This window comes from Mesorhizobium sp. M0998 (genome assembly GCF_040318885.1).
In the GTDB taxonomy this organism is placed as follows: domain Bacteria; phylum Pseudomonadota; class Alphaproteobacteria; order Rhizobiales; family Rhizobiaceae; genus Mesorhizobium.
This window is the reverse complement of sequence record NZ_JAMYND010000038.1, coordinates 1-17,640: the sequence shown is the minus strand read 5'-3', so window position 1 is coordinate 17,640 and position 17,640 is coordinate 1. Positions and strand designations below refer to the sequence as shown.

The 17,640-nt window shown below is 59.3% G+C and carries 12 protein-coding genes and 6 pseudogenes; 13 read left to right on the top strand and 5 right to left on the bottom strand.

Annotated features, from left to right (window positions below):
* Positions 1-550, top strand: a pseudogene (locus NKH59_RS26860) (ABC transporter transmembrane domain-containing protein); the annotation flags it as partial.
* Here the strand turns inward: NKH59_RS26860 and NKH59_RS26855 are convergent.
* Both NKH59_RS26855 and NKH59_RS26850 read right to left on the bottom strand, forming a co-directional pair.
* Entirely contained in the window at positions 525-1,124 is a 600-nt protein-coding gene (locus tag NKH59_RS26855; protein ID WP_352492847.1) for a cold-shock protein, read from the bottom strand. The pseudogene NKH59_RS26860 and the gene NKH59_RS26855 sit on opposite strands and share 26 nt — an antisense overlap.
* Before the next feature lie 279 nt (positions 1,125-1,403).
* Positions 1,404-1,620, bottom strand: a pseudogene (locus NKH59_RS26850) (3-methyl-2-oxobutanoate hydroxymethyltransferase); the annotation flags it as partial.
* 147 nt (positions 1,621-1,767) lie between these two features.
* On the opposite strand from NKH59_RS26850, the gene NKH59_RS26845 reads away from it, so the two are divergent.
* Positions 1,768-2,730: an NUDIX hydrolase gene (locus tag NKH59_RS26845; RefSeq protein WP_352452634.1), complete on the top strand. Its 963-nt coding sequence runs from the start codon at positions 1,768-1,770 to the stop codon at positions 2,728-2,730.
* Positions 2,731-2,737: 7 nt separating this feature from the next.
* On the opposite strand, the pseudogene NKH59_RS26840 reads toward NKH59_RS26845, so the two are convergent.
* Positions 2,738-3,082, bottom strand: a pseudogene (locus NKH59_RS26840) (transposase); the annotation flags it as partial.
* A 140-nt stretch (positions 3,083-3,222) separates the two neighbouring features.
* Between NKH59_RS26840 and NKH59_RS26835 the strand changes: the two are divergent.
* Positions 3,223-3,507, top strand: a complete 285-nt coding sequence (locus NKH59_RS26835; RefSeq protein WP_353023543.1) for a hypothetical protein — start codon at positions 3,223-3,225, stop codon at positions 3,505-3,507.
* A gap of 166 nt (positions 3,508-3,673) precedes the next feature.
* On the opposite strand, the gene NKH59_RS26830 is transcribed toward NKH59_RS26835, so the two are convergent.
* Positions 3,674-4,360: an isopentenyl transferase family protein gene (locus tag NKH59_RS26830; RefSeq protein WP_352515927.1), complete on the bottom strand. Its 687-nt coding sequence runs from the start codon at positions 4,358-4,360 to the stop codon at positions 3,674-3,676.
* Positions 4,361-5,094: 734 nt separating this feature from the next.
* Here NKH59_RS26830 and NKH59_RS26825 point away from each other — a divergent pair.
* Positions 5,095-5,434 (top strand): annotated as a pseudogene (locus NKH59_RS26825) (PIN domain-containing protein); the annotation flags it as partial.
* A gap of 227 nt (positions 5,435-5,661) precedes the next feature.
* On the opposite strand, the gene hemN reads toward NKH59_RS26825, so the two are convergent.
* A complete protein-coding gene (hemN, locus tag NKH59_RS26820; protein WP_353023541.1) occupies positions 5,662-7,002 on the bottom strand; it encodes an oxygen-independent coproporphyrinogen III oxidase in 1,341 nt (446 codons plus the stop codon).
* A 1,043-nt stretch (positions 7,003-8,045) separates the two neighbouring features.
* Here hemN and NKH59_RS26815 point away from each other — a divergent pair.
* The 9 genes and pseudogenes from NKH59_RS26815 to NKH59_RS26775 form a co-directional block, all read left to right on the top strand.
* Positions 8,046-9,203, top strand: a complete 1,158-nt coding sequence (locus NKH59_RS26815; protein ID WP_353023539.1) for a porin — start codon at positions 8,046-8,048, stop codon at positions 9,201-9,203.
* Positions 9,204-9,217: 14 nt separating this feature from the next.
* A pseudogene (locus NKH59_RS26810) lies at positions 9,218-9,427 on the top strand (bifunctional hydroxymethylpyrimidine kinase/phosphomethylpyrimidine kinase); the annotation flags it as partial.
* A gap of 401 nt (positions 9,428-9,828) precedes the next feature.
* On the top strand, positions 9,829-11,361 hold the full coding sequence (locus NKH59_RS26805; RefSeq protein WP_353023538.1) for a Fic family protein: 1,533 nt from the start codon (positions 9,829-9,831) through the stop codon (positions 11,359-11,361).
* Positions 11,362-11,376: 15 nt separating this feature from the next.
* Positions 11,377-11,499 (top strand): hypothetical protein, encoded by a 123-nt coding sequence (locus NKH59_RS26800; RefSeq protein WP_023679689.1) that lies wholly within the window; start codon positions 11,377-11,379, stop codon positions 11,497-11,499.
* Positions 11,500-11,536: 37 nt separating this feature from the next.
* On the top strand, positions 11,537-12,274 hold the full coding sequence (locus tag NKH59_RS26795) for a hypothetical protein (protein WP_352566737.1): 738 nt from the start codon (positions 11,537-11,539) through the stop codon (positions 12,272-12,274).
* Positions 12,275-12,509: 235 nt separating this feature from the next.
* Positions 12,510-12,911, top strand: coding sequence for a hypothetical protein (locus NKH59_RS26790; RefSeq protein ID WP_352669529.1), 402 nt, complete (start codon positions 12,510-12,512; stop codon positions 12,909-12,911).
* A 1,337-nt stretch (positions 12,912-14,248) separates the two neighbouring features.
* Positions 14,249-15,587 (top strand): annotated as a pseudogene (gene glyA / locus NKH59_RS26785) (serine hydroxymethyltransferase).
* 53 nt (positions 15,588-15,640) lie between these two features.
* Positions 15,641-16,816, top strand: a complete 1,176-nt coding sequence (gene metK, locus NKH59_RS26780) for a methionine adenosyltransferase (protein WP_353023536.1) — start codon at positions 15,641-15,643, stop codon at positions 16,814-16,816.
* A gap of 109 nt (positions 16,817-16,925) precedes the next feature.
* On the top strand, positions 16,926-17,640 hold a 715-nt coding region (locus NKH59_RS26775; protein WP_353023534.1), incomplete at its 3' end, for an adenosine kinase.

Genomic DNA, 17,640 nt, shown 5'->3' with positions numbered 1-17,640 from the left:
TCGTTAAAGATCCGGGTGATGGATGAGAATCTCGGCGGCATCCGTGTCGTGCGTGCCTTCGCCGCGCAGCCGCACGAGCTGGAAAAGTTCGACCGCGCCAAGCAGGACGCGCCTTGATCTCGCCAATGAGCGCGTTGACATCCGTGTCGGCAACACCAGCGCCATGAATTTCTCGTTCCTGACCGCCATGGGCCTGGTGCTCTGGTTCGGTGGCCAGAAAGTGATCGCAGGTCAAATCAGCGTCGGCACGCTGGCCCTGTTGCTCACCTTCATGACCATTCTGCAGATGCCGGTGCGCCAGCTCGGACTGCTGGTCAACTCGTTCGCGCGCGCCTCGACCTGCGGCACGCGGCTGTTCGAGTTGCTCGACGCCGAACTTGACACCGAGGACGCGCCGGGCGCCAGGGATCTCGTCGTCACCGACGGCGTGCTGCGCTTCGACAATGTCGGTTTCTGCTACGCGGGCTCGGGCGGCCGCCCGACGCTCTCCGGCATCTCCTTCGAGGCGAGCAATGCATCGCCGTCTAGGCAAGGCGAATGCTCCGGACTTCCCAGCCTTTCTTGCCTTGCCCGCATTCGACAAACACCTTCTGTCCCGCCACCAGCACGCTGAGCCCTGAGCGCGTCAGGGCGCTGGCATGAACGAAGACGTCCTTCTCACCGTTGTCAGGAGCAATGAAGCCGAAGCCCTTTTCGGGTTTGTACCACTTGACCGTGCCCCCGCTCTCCAGCTGCGCACCGGTTTCAACGAAGGTCCCTCCAGCGACGCGCGTATGTGACGGAGTTTTCGCGCGGTGATCGCCGATCTCCAGCACCTGCGCGACTTGATGACCTTTTGGACTTTTTTCGACCGTGATCTTGAGAGGCGTTCCCGCGGCAACATCCCGGCTTCCGGCCGCCTCTAACACTCGCACGTGCAGATAGGCCTCCGTGCCGTCCGACAGTTTGACGAAGCCAAAACCCTTGCTGACTGTGAACCACAATACCTCCGCATCGACAGGATCTGCCGTCACGGTCGGCGGGCGCTGAAAATAGCTTGGCTCGGAAGTCCGTTCCGAAAAGGAAACGGGGTCATCGTCATAGCGATGCCGGCGTGGCTCGCGATGGTCTCGATATTTGCCCATGATCATCTCGACTGGCATGGATGGCGCACTGCGCTACCGTCAAGATAATCTCAATCGGGCGACGCGTTTATGTCAAAAAGGCCGTGAAGACCGCAGCTGTGCCCTGCCTATCGGCCGAACCCTTTGAAACTAGATTCATTTCCCCTGAAACAATAGTGCCGCCGAGTCGATTTACTGACTCGCATAGGTTGTGTTGGAGTGAGAGTGCGATGATGCTGGCGCGGGCGCACTGGAAGGGCTTTATCAGGCATTCCGGAAAGCCTGCTCCGGGTTTCTTCAAAAGGAACCGAACGGCGGGTCGACGACCATTTGCGCCGGCTCCAGGCTACGGCGCAGGTCTGACCGTGCATGATCATCATCTCCAGCGTCACGCCCAGCGTCGACGCCAAGCCGTGGAGAACTATGCCGCGCTGTCGCCGACGAGAACAACGTCGCAATGTCGATCGACGAGCTTTGAATCGGCGCACTCAATGGGCCTCCTTCCCCAAGCACGGATGTCGCGTTGGCACTTTTTATGCAGCTGCGAAGAGCTAAAATCGCCACGACGGGTGGTGTTGACGCGCCGACAATTATCAGACAAAAACGGAATTCAATCGGTTCAGCGGCCTACGCGGCAGGGCTCTGCTCAACAACCTCGGGGACCATGGACGAACGCGCAAAAGGGATTAGGAAAGGCGGAGCTGGAGGCAAGGCCAACGACGTCAATGCGGACTTAATCGCCGTTGTGGTCGCCATGGACAGCAGCGCCCCCTGCGTTCTGACCATCCCGCAGGCAAACGCCCTGCCCTCGGGCCCGTTCGAGCTTGCTCACCGTTCGCTGCAGTCGGGCCTCAGGGGATGGGTGGAACAACAGACCGGCCAGCCGCTCGGCTATATCGAACAGCTCTACACCTTCGCCGATCGCGACAGGGTTGGCGCTGACGACCGCGTGGTCTCTATCAGCTATCTGGCGCTCACCCACCAAGACGAAGCTGGCGACCCGGCCGGGCGACACTGGGGAAGCTGGTACGACTATTTCCCGTGGGAGGATCACCGCTCCGGCACACCGGCGGTCGTGTTGGACGAATTGCGGCCGCGCCTGATGGAATGGGCGGATGGCACTGACGACAGTACGACACGCCTCGACCGACGACGGCGGGCGGCGATCGCCTTCGGCTTTGACGACCGCCATTGGAACGAGGAACTCGCGCTTCAACGTTATGAGCTGCTCTACGAAGCCGCCCTGGTGGAGGAAGCAATACGCGCCGGACATTCCGCTGCGCCCACCTGGGTCTCGGGCAGATCGATGATCGCCGATCATCGTCGCATCCTGGCGACCGGCATTGCGCGGCTGCGCTCCAAGATCAAATACCGGCCGGTCGTATTCGAACTGATGCCGCCGGTCTTCACGCTTTTGCAGCTGCAGCGCACCGTCGAGGCGCTTGCCGGCAGGCTCGTGCGTAAGCCGAACTTTCGCCGGCTGATCGAGCAGCAGGAGCTGGTCGAGGAGACCGGTGAGACAACCGCGGAAACCGGCGGCCGGCCGGCGCAACTTTATCGCTTCCGTCACGCCGTTCTCGACGAGAGGGTGATAGCCGGAACAAAATTGCCGCTCTCGCGGGCTTGACCCCCCTTGCGCCAGCAGCCCTGACGATGTCGCGGACGGCTTGGCCCTTGTGAGAACCGGGATTGTCGAGAATGACGATGTCGCCCGGCTTCAGTGTTTTGTTGAGTTCGGTTTCGACATAGACGCGAAAGGCCTCCGTATTGATGGGTCCGTCAATGACCCAAGGCGCCTCCACCCGATCATGCCGCAGCGCGGTGATGAAGGTCATCGTCTTCCAATGGCCATATGGTGCGTGGGCCATCAGCCGCTTGCCGCGCACACCCCAGCCGCGCAACGGCGCCATGTTGGTCTTGAGCCATGTTTCATCCAGGGAGACCAGGCGCGTAGGGTCAATGCGGGTCTGATAGCGCATCCATTGCGCACGCCCGCGCATCAGCTTTGGCTTGAGCTGCTCGGCCGGCAGAACGGTTTTTTTGAAGCTCTTGCCCTCGCGGTGCAGGAAGCGACCGACGCTCGCAGGAGACCACGTTCAGCCAGTGCCGCCGTCAATTGATGAAGCGTCATGTTGGCATCTCGCTCAACTTCGCCCAGGACGAAAGCACGGTGCTCCCCGTCGATCAGATAGGGCCGATGACCACCCATCTTGCCGGGTGCCGCACTGCCACGGCGACGCTTGCGGCCTCGGGCGTTTCCTGGGCGAAGGCGGTGGCGATGAAAGCCGAGACGACGCCACAGACTGGGCTGGCGGATAGTAGTTCGCGAGTCAGCCACGGTAGCGGTCGCTACGAAGCGCGCAGCACTTTGTCATCGGTACATTCCGTCCCATGCCTGAAATGAGCAGTGCAGCCATGTCGCCTCCTCCGCAGTCACCGTGGCGAAAGCAATCCTTCCGCTGCCACACGGACCTGATGTCACCTGGCACTAGCTTGCTTCAGCAAACCACTTAGCGCAATTCTCAGGAGCTACCGTGCCCGCATCGCAGGCGAGGTCCGGGGAGGCTTGCTCACTCAGTTTGCCATTCTGGAAAGTCGCGTTCTTGCCAACGCGCATATTCGAGATATTCTCTCGCAATCGCCTCTACAAGATCTTGTTGGAGCTCTTTGCGAAGGCACGGCATTTCGCTGATTGCCAAGCTGTGCTCTCTCGCAAAACGAATGGCGCAACGATATCCGTCAACGTCTTCCAAAGTGGGACGGACTGCATCTTCCTTCCACTGATCCGCAAGTTCCTGCAGCAATGAAGGTTGTCCTTCTCTTGTGACAAACATGTCTGTGACCCGACGCTTGGCTCTCTCCAGAAAGGCGTCCGAGTTGCCGAGCCGCAACCGCCTTACATGCCACCGAAAAGCGCCATCCCAATGCTGACTTCGCGCCATTAAATTGAGAAGGGAGATCGAACCGCCTTCGAGGATGAGCCCCGGCTGGGAACTACGCTCATCCACTTGCATTATCAGCTTACGATGGGCGGTCTCGGCGTCGATGATGCCCGCGGTTAGCGGGCGCGAATCCAAGTAGATCCGCTGGGTAGATTGCAGCTCGGAATCCGAGGGACGCCCGCTGCCGGTGGCGATTTGAGGACAGCATTGTACACGATCCAGCGCAATGACCGGCCATCCGGTCTCTCGTGCAATTTGGATTGCCGCGTCTGTTTTGCCGCTGCAGGTCGGCCCGTAAATCAAATAGATTAGCATGTGTATGCCGCTTAGTTTATCGGAACTAACCGCCCCCCAAGCACAAGATACTCGGTAGGCTTTCACCGGACTTGTCGCAAACATTTTGACAAGCGGCGATTATGCCCTGAAACGACGCCATTTTCGAACTTTGTGAAGTCCGAAAGGGCGCAAGCAGCCCGTTCTGGTCGTTCAGTCCAGTCACCAACGCCTCTGTTTGACGTTTGACGACGGTCCACTTTGCACATCTCATGCCGACTGTGACGCAACGCGGCACCGCAGGATGGTGACCTCGTTGTCTCCAGCAAAAGATCCTTGCGCGTCTTGGGTTAATCGAGGCGGCGGCGCACGGGCGCCTTATTGTCTCGGAACATGGCCAGGAAGGCGGCTGATCAACAAAAGTGGAAGACGGTGTCCCGACGACCTCACCGATTTGTGAGGCGACCGAGGATCTGCCCGACATCGTCGATCTCGTCCTCGAGGTGGGCCGTGTGCCGGCCGCGCCGCCAAAGCCTCCTCCCCTGGCGGTCCGGCTGGAAGCCTCGTCGAAACGGCACAGGAGTACACCAAAGCCGCCAGCGCGCAAACACACAGACCGCCGGCGCCAAGGATTTTGCGCTTTTTGCGTGGCGTCCGCTCCGATCTTCCGGAAGGGGAGCTGGCTGCTGTTTTCTGGGCACTCGCTGCGCATCGCCGCTGCGCAACGCCGAACTGGACATCGAGCGGCTACGCGATGAACCGCATGGTCTGCCATTGTGAGGCTCTTGCTCGACACTAATGGCCTCTCCGAGGTGACGAGGCCGAGCCCTGACGCGCGCGTGCTGGAATGGATGACGGGCTCGATGAAGACCGCTCATTTATCAGGTTGTGTCGATCGCCGAGATCCGGCGCGGCGCTGCCCTCATAGACAAAGGTCGGAAACGTGACGCACTGGCCGGATGGCTCGCCCGGGACCTGCCGCAGCGCTTCGAGCCGAGAGTCCTGCCCGTGGACGAACTGGTTGCCCTGGCCTGGGGCGACCTGACGGGCCTCGCGAAGCGGCGTGGCCGCGGTCTGTCATCGATGGACGGGCTGATTGCAGCCACCGCGATTTCCTGACCCGTCACATGGCGGGGATATTCATGCGCTGACGGCGAAACACCCAGATGCCCCGCACCTACCACGATCAATATGGAAACGCCTCGGTGGCAGCCACGAGGTCGATGTCATTGAAGATGAGATGAAATAGGCGGATCAGCTCTGCTTTTCGCATCCTTGACGCGCGCTTCATGACAGGCCTCGGCCAAGGGCGTCGGGTTTAGCTTCCGGTTGGATGCTTGCCCTCACCTGTGGCTATGCTTACGGCCATCCCGATCGAGAAAAGCATCGAACGCGGCAGCGACAGCGCGAATTACAAACCGATGCTCCCGCCGTACGCGGACAAAACCGTTTTCGAAGTCCACTATCCCGTCCTCGGCCAGCATCGCCAAGCGTTCAGCTGAATCGAGAAGACGGATCGGATCAGATCCGTGGGCGGCACAGATTGCCTGCACATCGGCCTCGAGATCGCACATTAGTCGCTCGATAATTGCGGCTCGCACGCGGTCATCGTCGGTGAGGCGATAGCCCTTTGACGTCGCCAGACGGCCAGCTGCGATGTGCTGGATGTAGGAATCCCGTGTAACTTCGTTTTGGACGTACCCCTCGCCGACGCGGCCGATAGCCGACGCGCCGAAACCGATCAGGGTTCTGCAGGTGGTGGCCGAGTAGCCCAGCGAGTTACGCCGCAGGCGACCCGTTTTCTGTGCCAGCGCGAGCTCGTCGTCCGGCAAGGCGAAATGGTCGAGTCCGATCTCGCGGTAGCCGGCGGCAATCAGCGTCGCGGCCACGGCCGCATACTGTTCGGCGCGGGCAGCGCTGCCCGGAAGAACTGCCTCCTGGATGAGGCGCTGATTCTTTATAAGCGACGGGATGTGCGCATAGCCGAACACCGCAAGCCGGTCGGGGCGCATTGCGACCGCCGCCCTCGCGGTGTCGACGCAGGACTGCACCGTTTGATGCGGGAGACCGAAGATGAGGTCGAAGTTGATGCGGCTTACTCCATGCCGGCGCAGCATTTCCACGGCAGCCGACGTCTGCGCCTCACTCTGAACCCGGTTGATTGCTTTTTGAACAATGGGATCGAAGCTCTGCACGCCGAGACTCACACGGTTCACGCCGGCTGCTCCTAAGGCCTCGGCCATCTCGGCCGTGAACGTGCGCGGATCAATCTCGACGGCAACCGTAGCTGTTTTCGTGAGAGCGAAGCGGCGTCGCAGGAACTCCATCAGAGCCAGGAACTCGGCTGGTCCTATGAGAGACGGCGTTCCGCCGCCGAAATGCATGTCGCTCACGGGCAGCTTCAGCGGCGCTCGCTCCGAGACCAAACGGATCTCGTCACGCAGGGCCGCCAGATAGTTGAGGATCGGCGCATCATGCCGGGTGATGGTGGTGGGGAAGCCACAATACCAGCAAGCTGATCGGCAGAACGGAACGTGGAAATAGAGCGACACCGGATCGTCAGCCGGCAGGTTCCTGAGCCATTCCTCATAAGCCTCGGCGCCGACCGCCCCAGAGAACTCCGACACCGTCGGATAGATAGTGTACCAAGGCAGGCCGGCCTCGCGATATTTTGTGGTCTGCAACAGTTACCGTCCCATGCTGATAACCGCCAACCTTACCGCTGCGCTCGCCTGTGTCTTTGCGCTATGTCAGTCCGTTCCGCTTTGGGCTCGAGACTTGTATTTCTCAGCAATAGCGGCCGTTCAGTCTTGGCTGGACGGTCAGCGACTGGCCATGGCTGTTCCCGCCGCGACCCTCACGCGCACCGTTTGGTTCCACCATCCCTTCCCTTCAGCCTGCGCCTGGTCGAGTAGATTCTGCTGAGCGCGGCTGCCGCATCCAACGAGATAACACGGCGTTGGGACCAGACTTTGCTCGCCAGCTAGCGCAGCCCATAGTGATCTCTGGCATCTCGATGAGCTCGTTGTGTGAATTGCTGGCAAGAAGCATTAGCTGTGGCGCGCCGTCTATCAGGACGAGAGGCTGCTCGACGCGACCGTCAGGTCGGCCGCAATGCCAGGCCGGCGCGCCTACTGACTCCGTGGTGGAGGCAAGGCTGCGCGTTCAGCGCGTGATTACCGATCATCGCGCTCGCCAAAATGACGGCGTCGTACCGAGCGGTGCCGCCGCATGGTGTCTCAACGTCGGGGCTCACAGCAAACAAAGCTGTCGCCATTGAACGAAACTGTCGCGAAGCGAACAGACGAACCGTAGCCGAAACGTTTGCCGTTCGTGCTTGGGTTGATCCGCAAGGCAAAAAGGAAGGAAGAGCGAACCAAGGTCCGCCGGCACACTTGAGCTTCAAGCCGCAGCTGCGTCGTCAGGATGGCACGTCATTTGCAGTAGAAGCCTTTGTGACGGCCCGCCCACAACTAGCGGAGATGACGGGGATGATTTGTACAGAAATGTTGGATGGCGTCGTTTCGGCGATTATTATATTTGCAATAACAATCGCATATTTGTAACAATAACACCCAATCGTATTCTCAATTCCTGATGAATATCTGGCGTGACGAGCGCATCAAACTGCTCAAATTCAACTCAATGCGCATCGTTATCGACTGTTTCCTTAGCAAGAGTTCATCACTGACGTCCATTCCTTTTACTCTTTGAACAGAGATCAACAATGAACATTAGGAGCCTCCTCCTCGGCTCAATTGCGGCACTGATTGCCGTTTCCGACGCTCGCGCCGTGACCGCCGTTGCCGAGCCTGACCCGACTGAGTACGTTAAAGTCTGCGACGTCTACGGCTCGGGCTACGTCTACATTTCAGGCACTGAGACCTGCGTGCGCATCGGCGGCTATGTCCGTTACGACGTCGGCTTGGGCCATGTCGGATTGGTTCACGCAAGAACCTCGGATGTGAGGACTGGTGAGCATCAGGGCACATGGCAAAACAACACGCGCTTCACATTGAAAACTTGGACCGGCCAGGAGACCGAACTCGGCACGTTGAAGACCTACACCGAAACCCGCATGAACTTCGGCAACCGCCACACTTCGGTTTCGGACAGTTCTCGGTCCTATGCCTTCAACGGAGACAGCACCTTGACTTTCGCCTGGATTCAGCTTGGTGGCCTCCGAGTTGGTAAGGACTGGTCGGCCTTCGACATGTTTATTGGCGGCGCGGGTGACGTACTCAACCAGACGCCGGTTCCGTACGGCGCTTTCGATACCAATGTGGTTCAGTACTACTTCGACGCCGGGAACGGCTTTTCGGCCGTGGTTTCGCTCGAAGAAGGCTCGGGCGTGGTCGGCACAATCGACAGCTACGCACCGCACGTAGTCGGCGGCTTGAAATACACACATGGCTGGGGCGCGATCACCGGCGTTGCCGCTTATGATAGCAACTACGAATCGGTGGCCGCCAAGGTCCGTGTCGACATCAATGTCACCAACGAACTGTTGCTGTTCGGAATGCTCGGCTACGGTTCCAACGGCAAGCTCAACGACGACTCCACGAACGCCATCGACGCTCATGGTCGCGGCTTCTATAAGAGTTGGGGCGGGAACTGGGCTTTCTGGGCTGGCGCCACTTACAAGCTCAACGAGACAACTTCGTTCAACCTGCAGCTCTCCGGTGATCAGCTCAAGAACCATGGTGTCGCTGCAAACGTCGCCTATGCGTTTCTTCCAGATTTCACAGTTACGGCGGAACTCGACTATGGCCGATACGGTAACTTCGCCGTCGGCAAGGTGGACGGCGCTTCCAACATGAATTGGACCAACGCCAACAAGAAGAGCAGTGTCGGCGGAATCCTGCGTTTCGAACGCTCATTCTAACGGATGAAAGGGCGCTGAGGCAGGCATCGCATGTACTTGTCGTCGGCGGATCGGACTCCAGTGGGGGTGCCGTAATCGCGCGCGATATCGAGACGCTCTCCTCCATGGGCGTGCGCAGCTGCCTTGCCGTCACTGCGGTGACGGTGCAAACACACGACAGCGTCACGGACATCCTTCATCTGCAACCCGGTCTGGTGGCCGATCAGATGCGTGCAGCGATCTCGCGGGCGTCGCGGCGTAGTGAGCGCGGGCGCGGCCGTGATGATCGTGGCGGGAGGGAGAGGTAAGGAGCGTCTTTCCTTTGAGAATTCGCGTTTACGGGTACCACGATGCACAACGGGCGAGTTTTTCAAAGAGGCGCGTCCTCCTTCGAAGCGCTTCGGAGGGCCAGGCTCTAGGCTCGCCCCGAGCCCCTGCGTAGCCTGCGGGGGAGCTGGGTCTCGGCCCATCCGGGTAACGATCCTTCGCGCGGCTATGGAAACGATCGCATTTGCCGATTATCGCATAAAAAACTTGTTATCGCACGACTAAAAACACTTGCAACTCCACAGCATCATTGACTTGTCGCCTATCAGCACTATATACTTGTAATCGCACAGCTCTAAAAACTTGCAAAGGCACGGCCATGGCCAAGCCCCATGAAAAACTCGCTGTATCACTGGCCGTCCTCAAAGAGCTGCAGGAGGGTGGGCGGCGCATATTCAAATCAGATGAGCTGACCCGCGTCCACCGGGAGCGGCTGCTGCAGAACGGGTTCCTGCGCGATGTTATCAAAGGCTGGCTCATGTCGACCGGCCCGCAGGCACGGCAGCAAGACACCACCCCTTGGTACGCGAGCTTCTGGGAATTCTGCTCCCTTTACTGCAATGACCGGTTCGGCAAGGACTGGTTCCTCTCACCGGAGCAGTCGCTGCTTCTGCTCGCGGAAGCGCCCACTATTCCGCCTCAGGTGGTGGTGAACACCCCCAAAGGCACGAATAACAAAATCGACCTGCTGTTCGGCACTTCGCTCTATGACCTCAAGGTCAAGGAGATGCCGGCCGAACTGACAGAGAAAAACGGCCAGCGCGTGTTCACTGTCGAGGCCGCCCTTACCCGGGTGCCGGAAGCGTTCTTCCAGCGCGCCCCTATCGAGATGCAGATCGCCATGGCGTCGGTGCGCGACGTATCAACCGTTCTGGCCCTGCTGCTTGATGGCGGCCATTCCGCCGTGGCGGGACGGCTTGCGGGGGCCTTCCGTCGCGTAGGACGCGACTCCTTTGCCAATGAAATCGTGGCCGCCTTCAAAGCCGCCGGCTATGACGTGCGCGAATCCGATCCGTTCGCGGGACAAATTGGAGTGACAACTATTGCGGCGGGCGTACCGCCGTTGGTCGCCCGCCTGCGCGCGATCTGGCAATCGCAGCGCGAAGCCATCATCGAGATATTCCCGAAGGCACCCGGACTGCCGTCCGACAAAGACGCCTATATGAAGTTCGTCGAGGATATCTACGAAAGCGACGCCTACCATTCGCTGTCGATAGAAGGGTACAGCGTCACCCCGGAACTCATCGACCGGGTGCGCGAGGGGAGCTGGAATCCGGAGATTGATGAAGAGGACCGCAAGAACCGAGATGCGCTTGCCGCGCGTGGCTACTACCTCGCATTCCAGAAGGTCAAAGACTCTGTTGCCGCGATCATCAACGGCAAGCCAGCCGGCGCGTTGACGCGGGACACTCACCGGGAGTGGTACCGGGAGCTGTTCGCGCCGTCAGTGACCGCCGGCATCCTCAAAGCCAGCGCGCTTGCGGGATATCGCAATCACCCTGTGTACCTGCGCGGCTCGCAGCACGTGCCGCCGCGTACCGAAGCGGTGGCCGATGGTATGAATGAGCTGTTCGACCTGCTGGAGGCGGAGAAGGAGGCCTCCGTGCGTGCCGTGCTGGGGCATTGGCTTGTGGGCTATGTGCACCCCTATCCGGACGGCAACGGACGAATGGCGCGGTTCCTCATGAACGCGATGCTGGCTTCAGGCGGTTACCCCTGGACAGTCGTCAGAGTCGATGACCGGAAGGCCTACCTCGCAGGGCTGGAGGAGGCGAGCGGCAATATGAATGTGAAAACGTTCGCCGCCTTTCTCGGCGAACGGGTGAAGTGGTCTATGGAGAAGGCGGCGTGAGGTCGGTGGTGTGCCATGTTTAACTTGCTTGTCTCCGGCCACGGCGAGTGGTGGGAAACGCCGCCGTTCACGTCAACCATTGACCGGTTCAAGGAATCTAGCGGCGCCGAGGCCGAGGCTATCGACCTCGCGCCCTGAAACATTGCGCCGGCTGGAGGAAATCCCGGCGCTTTTGATGTACGAAGTCGGGGCGGGAGGCCCGCACGCGCGCGTGGTCCGGCACAGCCGCATACGCAATATCGTTCGGCGCGGACACGAACTGGCCTTCACCTTCGAGCCCGATCCGAAACATGCCTTTCTCGACCGGTCAGCGGTGTTGAGAATTGCGGACCGGCTGGGCATTCAACAGTTCGAACAGCACCGTACGCACTGGGCGATCAAGGATGGTGACATTCCGGCCGAGCTGATTGCCACCAGCACCGCTGAACGGGCGCAGCGCACCATTGCCGTGGTTGCGGCAGAATATGTAGAAGCGCGCCGCGAGGGACGAAGGAGAGAAGCTGCCGAACTGGCCGAAGAACTGGAGGATTTTCCTCCCTCGCTGGAGAAAGCACTGTCGCTCGTGCCGGCGCGTATCCTTCAGCAGCCGACACCCGAATTATACCCGATCCTTGGGATAGAGCCCCGCACGCCCGAAGGCCGCAACGCCGTCGTGGCCGTCGTCGCAAGGGATCACAATGGGCAGGACTTGCCTGCCGACTGGTCTTATTCGCTGGCGTGGTTCCTGGACCTTTACGGCAGCGCGACGGAAGCGGGGCGCCTTGACGGCGCGCTGGCCGAATGCGCAACGCATGTGATCGCGCTCGGCACTGGCGAGGGAGAAGCCGCCGCCCCGGTTGAAGATATCGGCTACGCACTCTGGCTCTGTTCGCGAAGCCCGAAACTTATCGGCGATCTGGCCGGGAATCGCTGAGATAGCGCAGGAGGTTTTGTCGCTGACCAAAATCAACTGGAACTCGACCCAGATCAACCAGAAGCTTCCCATTCCCATTCTAGCAGCCAGAAGAGTGGGTGAGCTCTTTCAATATCTATCCGAAGAATCGATAAGCTCAGACTATCTCGCAAGTATACATAGTTTTTTTTGTTACAGAGTCTGCTCGGCTGCAGGCAAAGAGCCAGGATAAACTTCAGCACGAAAGCAGAATTGAATGAAGGTGGGTTACATGGAGTTCTCATTTGGGTATGCCTTCACCGAAAACCTTATCCGGTCATCGTCAGCCGCACCTGTAGGCGCGCCGGTCTTTCCAAACCTCATACAGGAGGGGCATTCTGGCTTTGACATCCGCATCAATTTCCCAGGGGTTCCGCTGTTTTTCCAGTACAAGCTTCCGGAGCTGATGAAGCGAGGAACTGCCTTTGAGGTTGCGAGCGGACATTGTCCCGGTTTGTCGATACCATTTTTTCGGATTGCGATGATGCGCAGGGATGTGTCGCGTCAGCATGAACTGCTTCTTCGGTTTGAGGCGCGCTATCCGTCAAACGTCTTCTATGCGGCTCCTTGTATCGCAAACATCAGCGATTTCGACCGCTCTTATTTGGAGCAACCGTAGCACGGCAGTCCATTTTCCTCTCACCAGGGGATATTGGGCCCTTGCCAGACGACAAAGCGTACAGCCTTGCCTATAAACCTGGACTGGCAACTGGATATTTTGCTCGAAACCCAAGCCCACCAAAGTTCAAACATTTGATGATCTCGCTGCGCTCTTTAAGGAGCAGTTCGCCGAGAAGCGTTTTGCGGAAGTCGGCGAGGCGGCGCGTGAGATGCGCGAAAACGTACTTGAGCTTGCTTCGCCGTCAATGCGGCAAGCCGAACAGCTCATTGCTGAACGGGTCGGCGCGAGACGCATTCAGATTCTAGACGGCGCAGCCAGACCGCCGAGGAAGAGCGCGCAGTCACTGACATTCTCGGAGCGCGGGAAATTGCGCGTGTCGATCTTGGCGTCGACCTGCTGGTGGCCCAACCACGCTAACGACATCATACCTCGCTGATTAGCCCAGCTTTTGTCTAGGCCACAGTTATGAGACTACGAACTACTTGGCCAGGAAGAAGATCGGATTGAAAGCGAACCTTCCTTGTCATCTTTGCATCACGGTCAGTCTGCACGAGATTGACCGCTGCAAGCCGGGAGCAAGACCGGGCTGCGCAAACGTTGCAACAGATCCTTCAAGGAAATTCATAGACTCTTAGCAACTCCGGTTCGCTGTGAATGGTAGGCTTATTGCAACGTTTGAGTCAGTGGGGTCCGAACCGTGGCTTATTCTCCGACCCGCCGAACTGCGTGCAATTTCGGCTAAAGGCAATGGCAAGAAGAGCGCCCATCTTGTTTGTTCGACACAGCCATATCGGCTCAAAACAGTATCTTCACGGCCACCGAGATTGTCCGGTCGGTGGACAAGCAACCATATTATTTGGTTCGAAAGCTGCAACATCTGTGGAGAACGCGAAATGACAAATTCAGTAGGACGAGTGCCCAGGCTTTCCAAGTGGCTTGGTCCTGACCAATGCTGACACTGGTCAGTCGCCTACGGACGGCAGCGCATTTAGATCGCCTTCGAATTCTAGGCCTTTGCGCGCACGCGGACCTAACTGTCTGCCAGCTAGCGGAGATTCTGGGTCTGCGTCGTGAGCACGTTGTACGACACGTCCGGCTGCTGGCCAGAGCCGACTTTCTTTACTGCAACGAACAACGTCCGTGGTGCTCGTACAATCTCAAAACAGGAGGTAAGGACGGCGGGCTGGTTCAATTGTTGGTTGATCTCCTGCCCCACGGCGATGGCTATCACAAACGAGACCTTCAACGGCTCGAAGCGGTACGAGACACGCGGCCGAAGGGGACCGCATGCTTGACCGTGAAATAGATCAATCCAATTGGAGCGCGAAGCTACCATGGACAACTCCGCCGACAGCGCCATCGCGCAGCCCGACACTTATGGACGGTCTCGCTTGGCGACGGTTGATTGCCGCGTTCACGAACTGCTTCTAAGACAGGAGCGGCAGGAGCGGACGACGCTCAAACTGATCGCATCTGAGAACTTTGCCTCCTCGGCCGTGCTGGAAGCAACCGGTTCGATTTTCATGAACAAGTACGCCGAGAGGTACCCCGCTGCGCGCTACTACGCGGGAAACGAGATCGTCGATGAGCTTGAGAACCTCGCCATTGAGCGCTTGAACACGTTATTCGGCAGCGAACACGCCAACGTCCAGCCTTATTCCGGCTCGCCGGCCAATCAGGCTGTCTATCGAGCGCTTTTAAGCCCCGGTGACAAGGTGATGGGTTTGCCAATTCCGGAAGGGGGCCACCTCACTCATGGTTGGGCCATCAATTTTTCCGGAACAGACTATAGGCGCGTCCCCTATGGGCTGCACGAAAAGACGCAGCAAATTGACTATGACCGTTTGCGCGAAACAGCAAAACGCGAACGGCCTCGGCTCATTTGGGCTGGCGGTACTGCTTATCCCCGTATCGTCGACTACGCGGCAATGGCAGAAATCGCTCTGGAGGCGAACTCCTACCTCGTGGCCGACATCGCGCACATCAGTGGCCTGATTGTCGCTGGAGTGCATCCGAATCCCGTACCCCATTGCGACGTCGTCAGCAGCACGTCTCACAAGTCGATCCGCGGTCCCCGCGGTGGCTTCATTTTGTCAAGGAATGAAGATCGCTATCAAGCGCTGTATCATTCGAAGGGCAAATACAATCTCGCCAGACGAATAGATCGCGCTGTCTTCCCTCAACTGCAAGGCGGCCCTCATATGAATGTTATCGCGGCGCTAGCTGTCGCTTTGCGGGAAGCCGCGGACCCGTCCTTCCGCAGTTGCGGCCAACAGATTGTCAAAAATGCCAAGGCTCTGGCCCAGGCGCTTCTGGACCGAGGTTATGACCTGGTCACCGGGGGCACTGACAATCACATGCTGATCCTTGATCTTCGCGATCGACCACTATCAGGCAAGGCCTATGCCAAGCGGTTAGCGAAGGCAGGCATCGTTACGAGCTTTAATATGGTGCCGGGCGACCCGCGCCATCCTGCGGTCACAAGCGGAATTCGCCTGGGGGCCCCAGCAGTGACGTCAATGGGCTTGCGCGATGTGGAAACCGTGCAAATTGCTGGCTTCATGGACTCCGTCCTCCGGCGAGCCAGAAGACGAAGATCTCCATGCCTGCGCGCGAAGAGACGTTGCCGATTTGTGCGCTGCGTTCGAGGTCCCGGGCCTCACCGACAGGTAAGGTGGGCTAAGCAAAATGCCCATACAACTCCAACACCCGAAGCGAGGCATTTCATGGCTAGGCAGTTCGTGTTCTCTTCCGAATCGGTTGGCGCGGGACACCCGGATAAGTTGGCCGACAACATCTCGGATGCCATCCTCGATGCCATCCTCCGCACCGATCCCAAGGCGCGCGTCGCCTGTGAAGCGTTGGTAAAATCAGGGATGGTCGTTCTGGCTGGCGAGATTACCAGCGATGCGCAGGTGGATTATAGCCAAGTTGCGCGCGATACGATTCTCGATATTGGATACGACAACGAGGCCGTCGGCTTTGACGGCCGGCGTTGCTCCGTCGTTCATGCACTCACCGAGCAGTCGCCCGACATCAGCCAGGGCGTTGACGAGGGACGAGGGCAGGACCTCCAACAGGGAGCGGGAGATCAGGGCCTCATGTTCGGCTACGCATGCCGCGAAACCGATACTCTGATGCCTTTGCCGATCCAGCTCGCTCATCGCTTGACGAAACAACAGGCAGATGTCCGGAAAGCACGACAGCTTGGCTGGTTGCGTCCTGACATGAAATCCCAAGTCTCAGTGCGCTATGAGGGGTTGCGCCCGGTCGCCCTGGATACCATCGTCGTATCGACCCAACATGACGAGCAGGTCTCGCAAGAGACGGTCCGCGAGGGCGTCATTGAGGAAATCATAAAGCCTGTCCTGCCGACCCACCTGGAGACGGAAGGCATCAGAATTCTGGTCAACCCGACGGGGAGGTTCGTAGTCGGCGGGCCGCGCGGCGACTGCGGTCTCACTGGACGCAAGATCATCGTCGATTCCTATGGTGGGATGGGTCGTCACGGCGGCGGCGCCTTTTCGGGCAAGGACCCGTCCAAGGTTGACCGCTCAGCTGCCTATGCGGCCCGGTATGTCGCAAAGAATATCGTCGCTAGCGGACTTGCGGACGTCTGCGAGGTGCAGCTTGCTTACGCAATCGGCGTGGCCAGTCCGGTTTCTGTCACGGTCAACACGTTCGGAACAGCGAGGGTTGAGGAAAGAAGGATCGAGCGCCTCATTCTTGAGTTGTTCGATCTCAGACCGAAGGGCATTATCAAGATGCTTGATCTCTTACGCCCTATATACCGCAAGACCGCGACCTATGGCCATTTCGGCCGTGAAGAGCCTGATTTCACCTGGGAGAAGACAGACAGGGCCGACGAATTGCGTCGCGAGGCAGGACTTGCCGCCCCGTGAGGGCTGGCGCCGAACGGATTGGCAAGCGCAAAGCCCATTCCCACTGGCCAGACCCGCCCGCGCCCGGCGTGGCAGAAAGCCGGTGGGTTTTTGGCGGAGACATGAATTGATGCCGGACTATGACGTGCTTTGTATCGGAAATGCCATCGTCGACATCATCGCCCAGTGTGACGAGGCGTTCCTGGAGACCAACGGCATCATCAAGGGCGCGATGAATTTGATTGACACGAGGCGCGCCGAACTGCTCTACAGCCGCATGGGCCCGGCCATCGAAGCCTCGGGCGGCAGCGCCGGCAACACGGCGGCGGGCGTGGCCAGCTTCGGCGGCCGCGCCGCCTTCTTCGGCAAGGTCTCGAACGACGCGCTCGGCGAAATCTACGCGCATGACATCCATGCCCAGGGCGTCGCCTTCGACACCAGGCCGCTCAACGGCGAACCGCCGACGGCGCGCTCGATGATCTTCGTCACGCCGGACGGCGAGCGCTCGATGAACACCTATCTCGGCGCTTGCGTCGAGCTCGGCCCGGAGGACGTCGAGGCCGACAAGGCGTCGGGCGCGGCCGTCACCTATTTCGAGGGCTATCTGTGGGACCCGCCGCGCGCCAAGGAGGCGATCCGGCAGACGGCGAAGCTCGCCCACGCCGCCGGGCGCGAAGTGTCGATGACGCTGTCGGATTCGTTCTGCGTCGACCGCTACCGCGACGAATTCGTCGATCTGATGCGCTCCGGCACCGTCGACATCGTCTTTGCCAACAGCCACGAGATCAAGTCGCTCTACCAGACCGCTTCATTCGACGAGGCGCTGGCGCGGATCCGCAAGGACT

What these genes read in the sequence shown, in the direction of transcription:
- NKH59_RS26815 (WP_353023539.1), top strand. Translation starts at nt 8,046, where the DNA reads ATGAACATTAGGAGCCTCCTCCTCGGCTCAATTGCGGCACTGATTGCC.
- NKH59_RS26805 (WP_353023538.1), top strand. Translation starts at nt 9,829, where the DNA reads ATGGCCAAGCCCCATGAAAAACTCGCTGTATCACTGGCCGTCCTCAAA.
- metK (WP_353023536.1), top strand. Translation starts at nt 15,641, where the DNA reads ATGGCTAGGCAGTTCGTGTTCTCTTCCGAATCGGTTGGCGCGGGACAC.
- NKH59_RS26830 (WP_352515927.1), bottom strand. Translation starts at nt 4,360, where the DNA reads ATGCTAATCTATTTGATTTACGGGCCGACCTGCAGCGGCAAAACAGAC.
- NKH59_RS26835 (WP_353023543.1), top strand. Translation starts at nt 3,223, where the DNA reads ATGAAGCGTCATGTTGGCATCTCGCTCAACTTCGCCCAGGACGAAAGC.
- NKH59_RS26800 (WP_023679689.1), top strand. Translation starts at nt 11,377, where the DNA reads ATGTTTAACTTGCTTGTCTCCGGCCACGGCGAGTGGTGGGAAACGCCG.
- NKH59_RS26795 (WP_352566737.1), top strand. Translation starts at nt 11,537, where the DNA reads ATGTACGAAGTCGGGGCGGGAGGCCCGCACGCGCGCGTGGTCCGGCAC.
- NKH59_RS26790 (WP_352669529.1), top strand. Translation starts at nt 12,510, where the DNA reads ATGAAGGTGGGTTACATGGAGTTCTCATTTGGGTATGCCTTCACCGAA.
- NKH59_RS26845 (WP_352452634.1), top strand. Translation starts at nt 1,768, where the DNA reads ATGGACGAACGCGCAAAAGGGATTAGGAAAGGCGGAGCTGGAGGCAAG.
- NKH59_RS26855 (WP_352492847.1), bottom strand. Translation starts at nt 1,124, where the DNA reads ATGGGCAAATATCGAGACCATCGCGAGCCACGCCGGCATCGCTATGAC.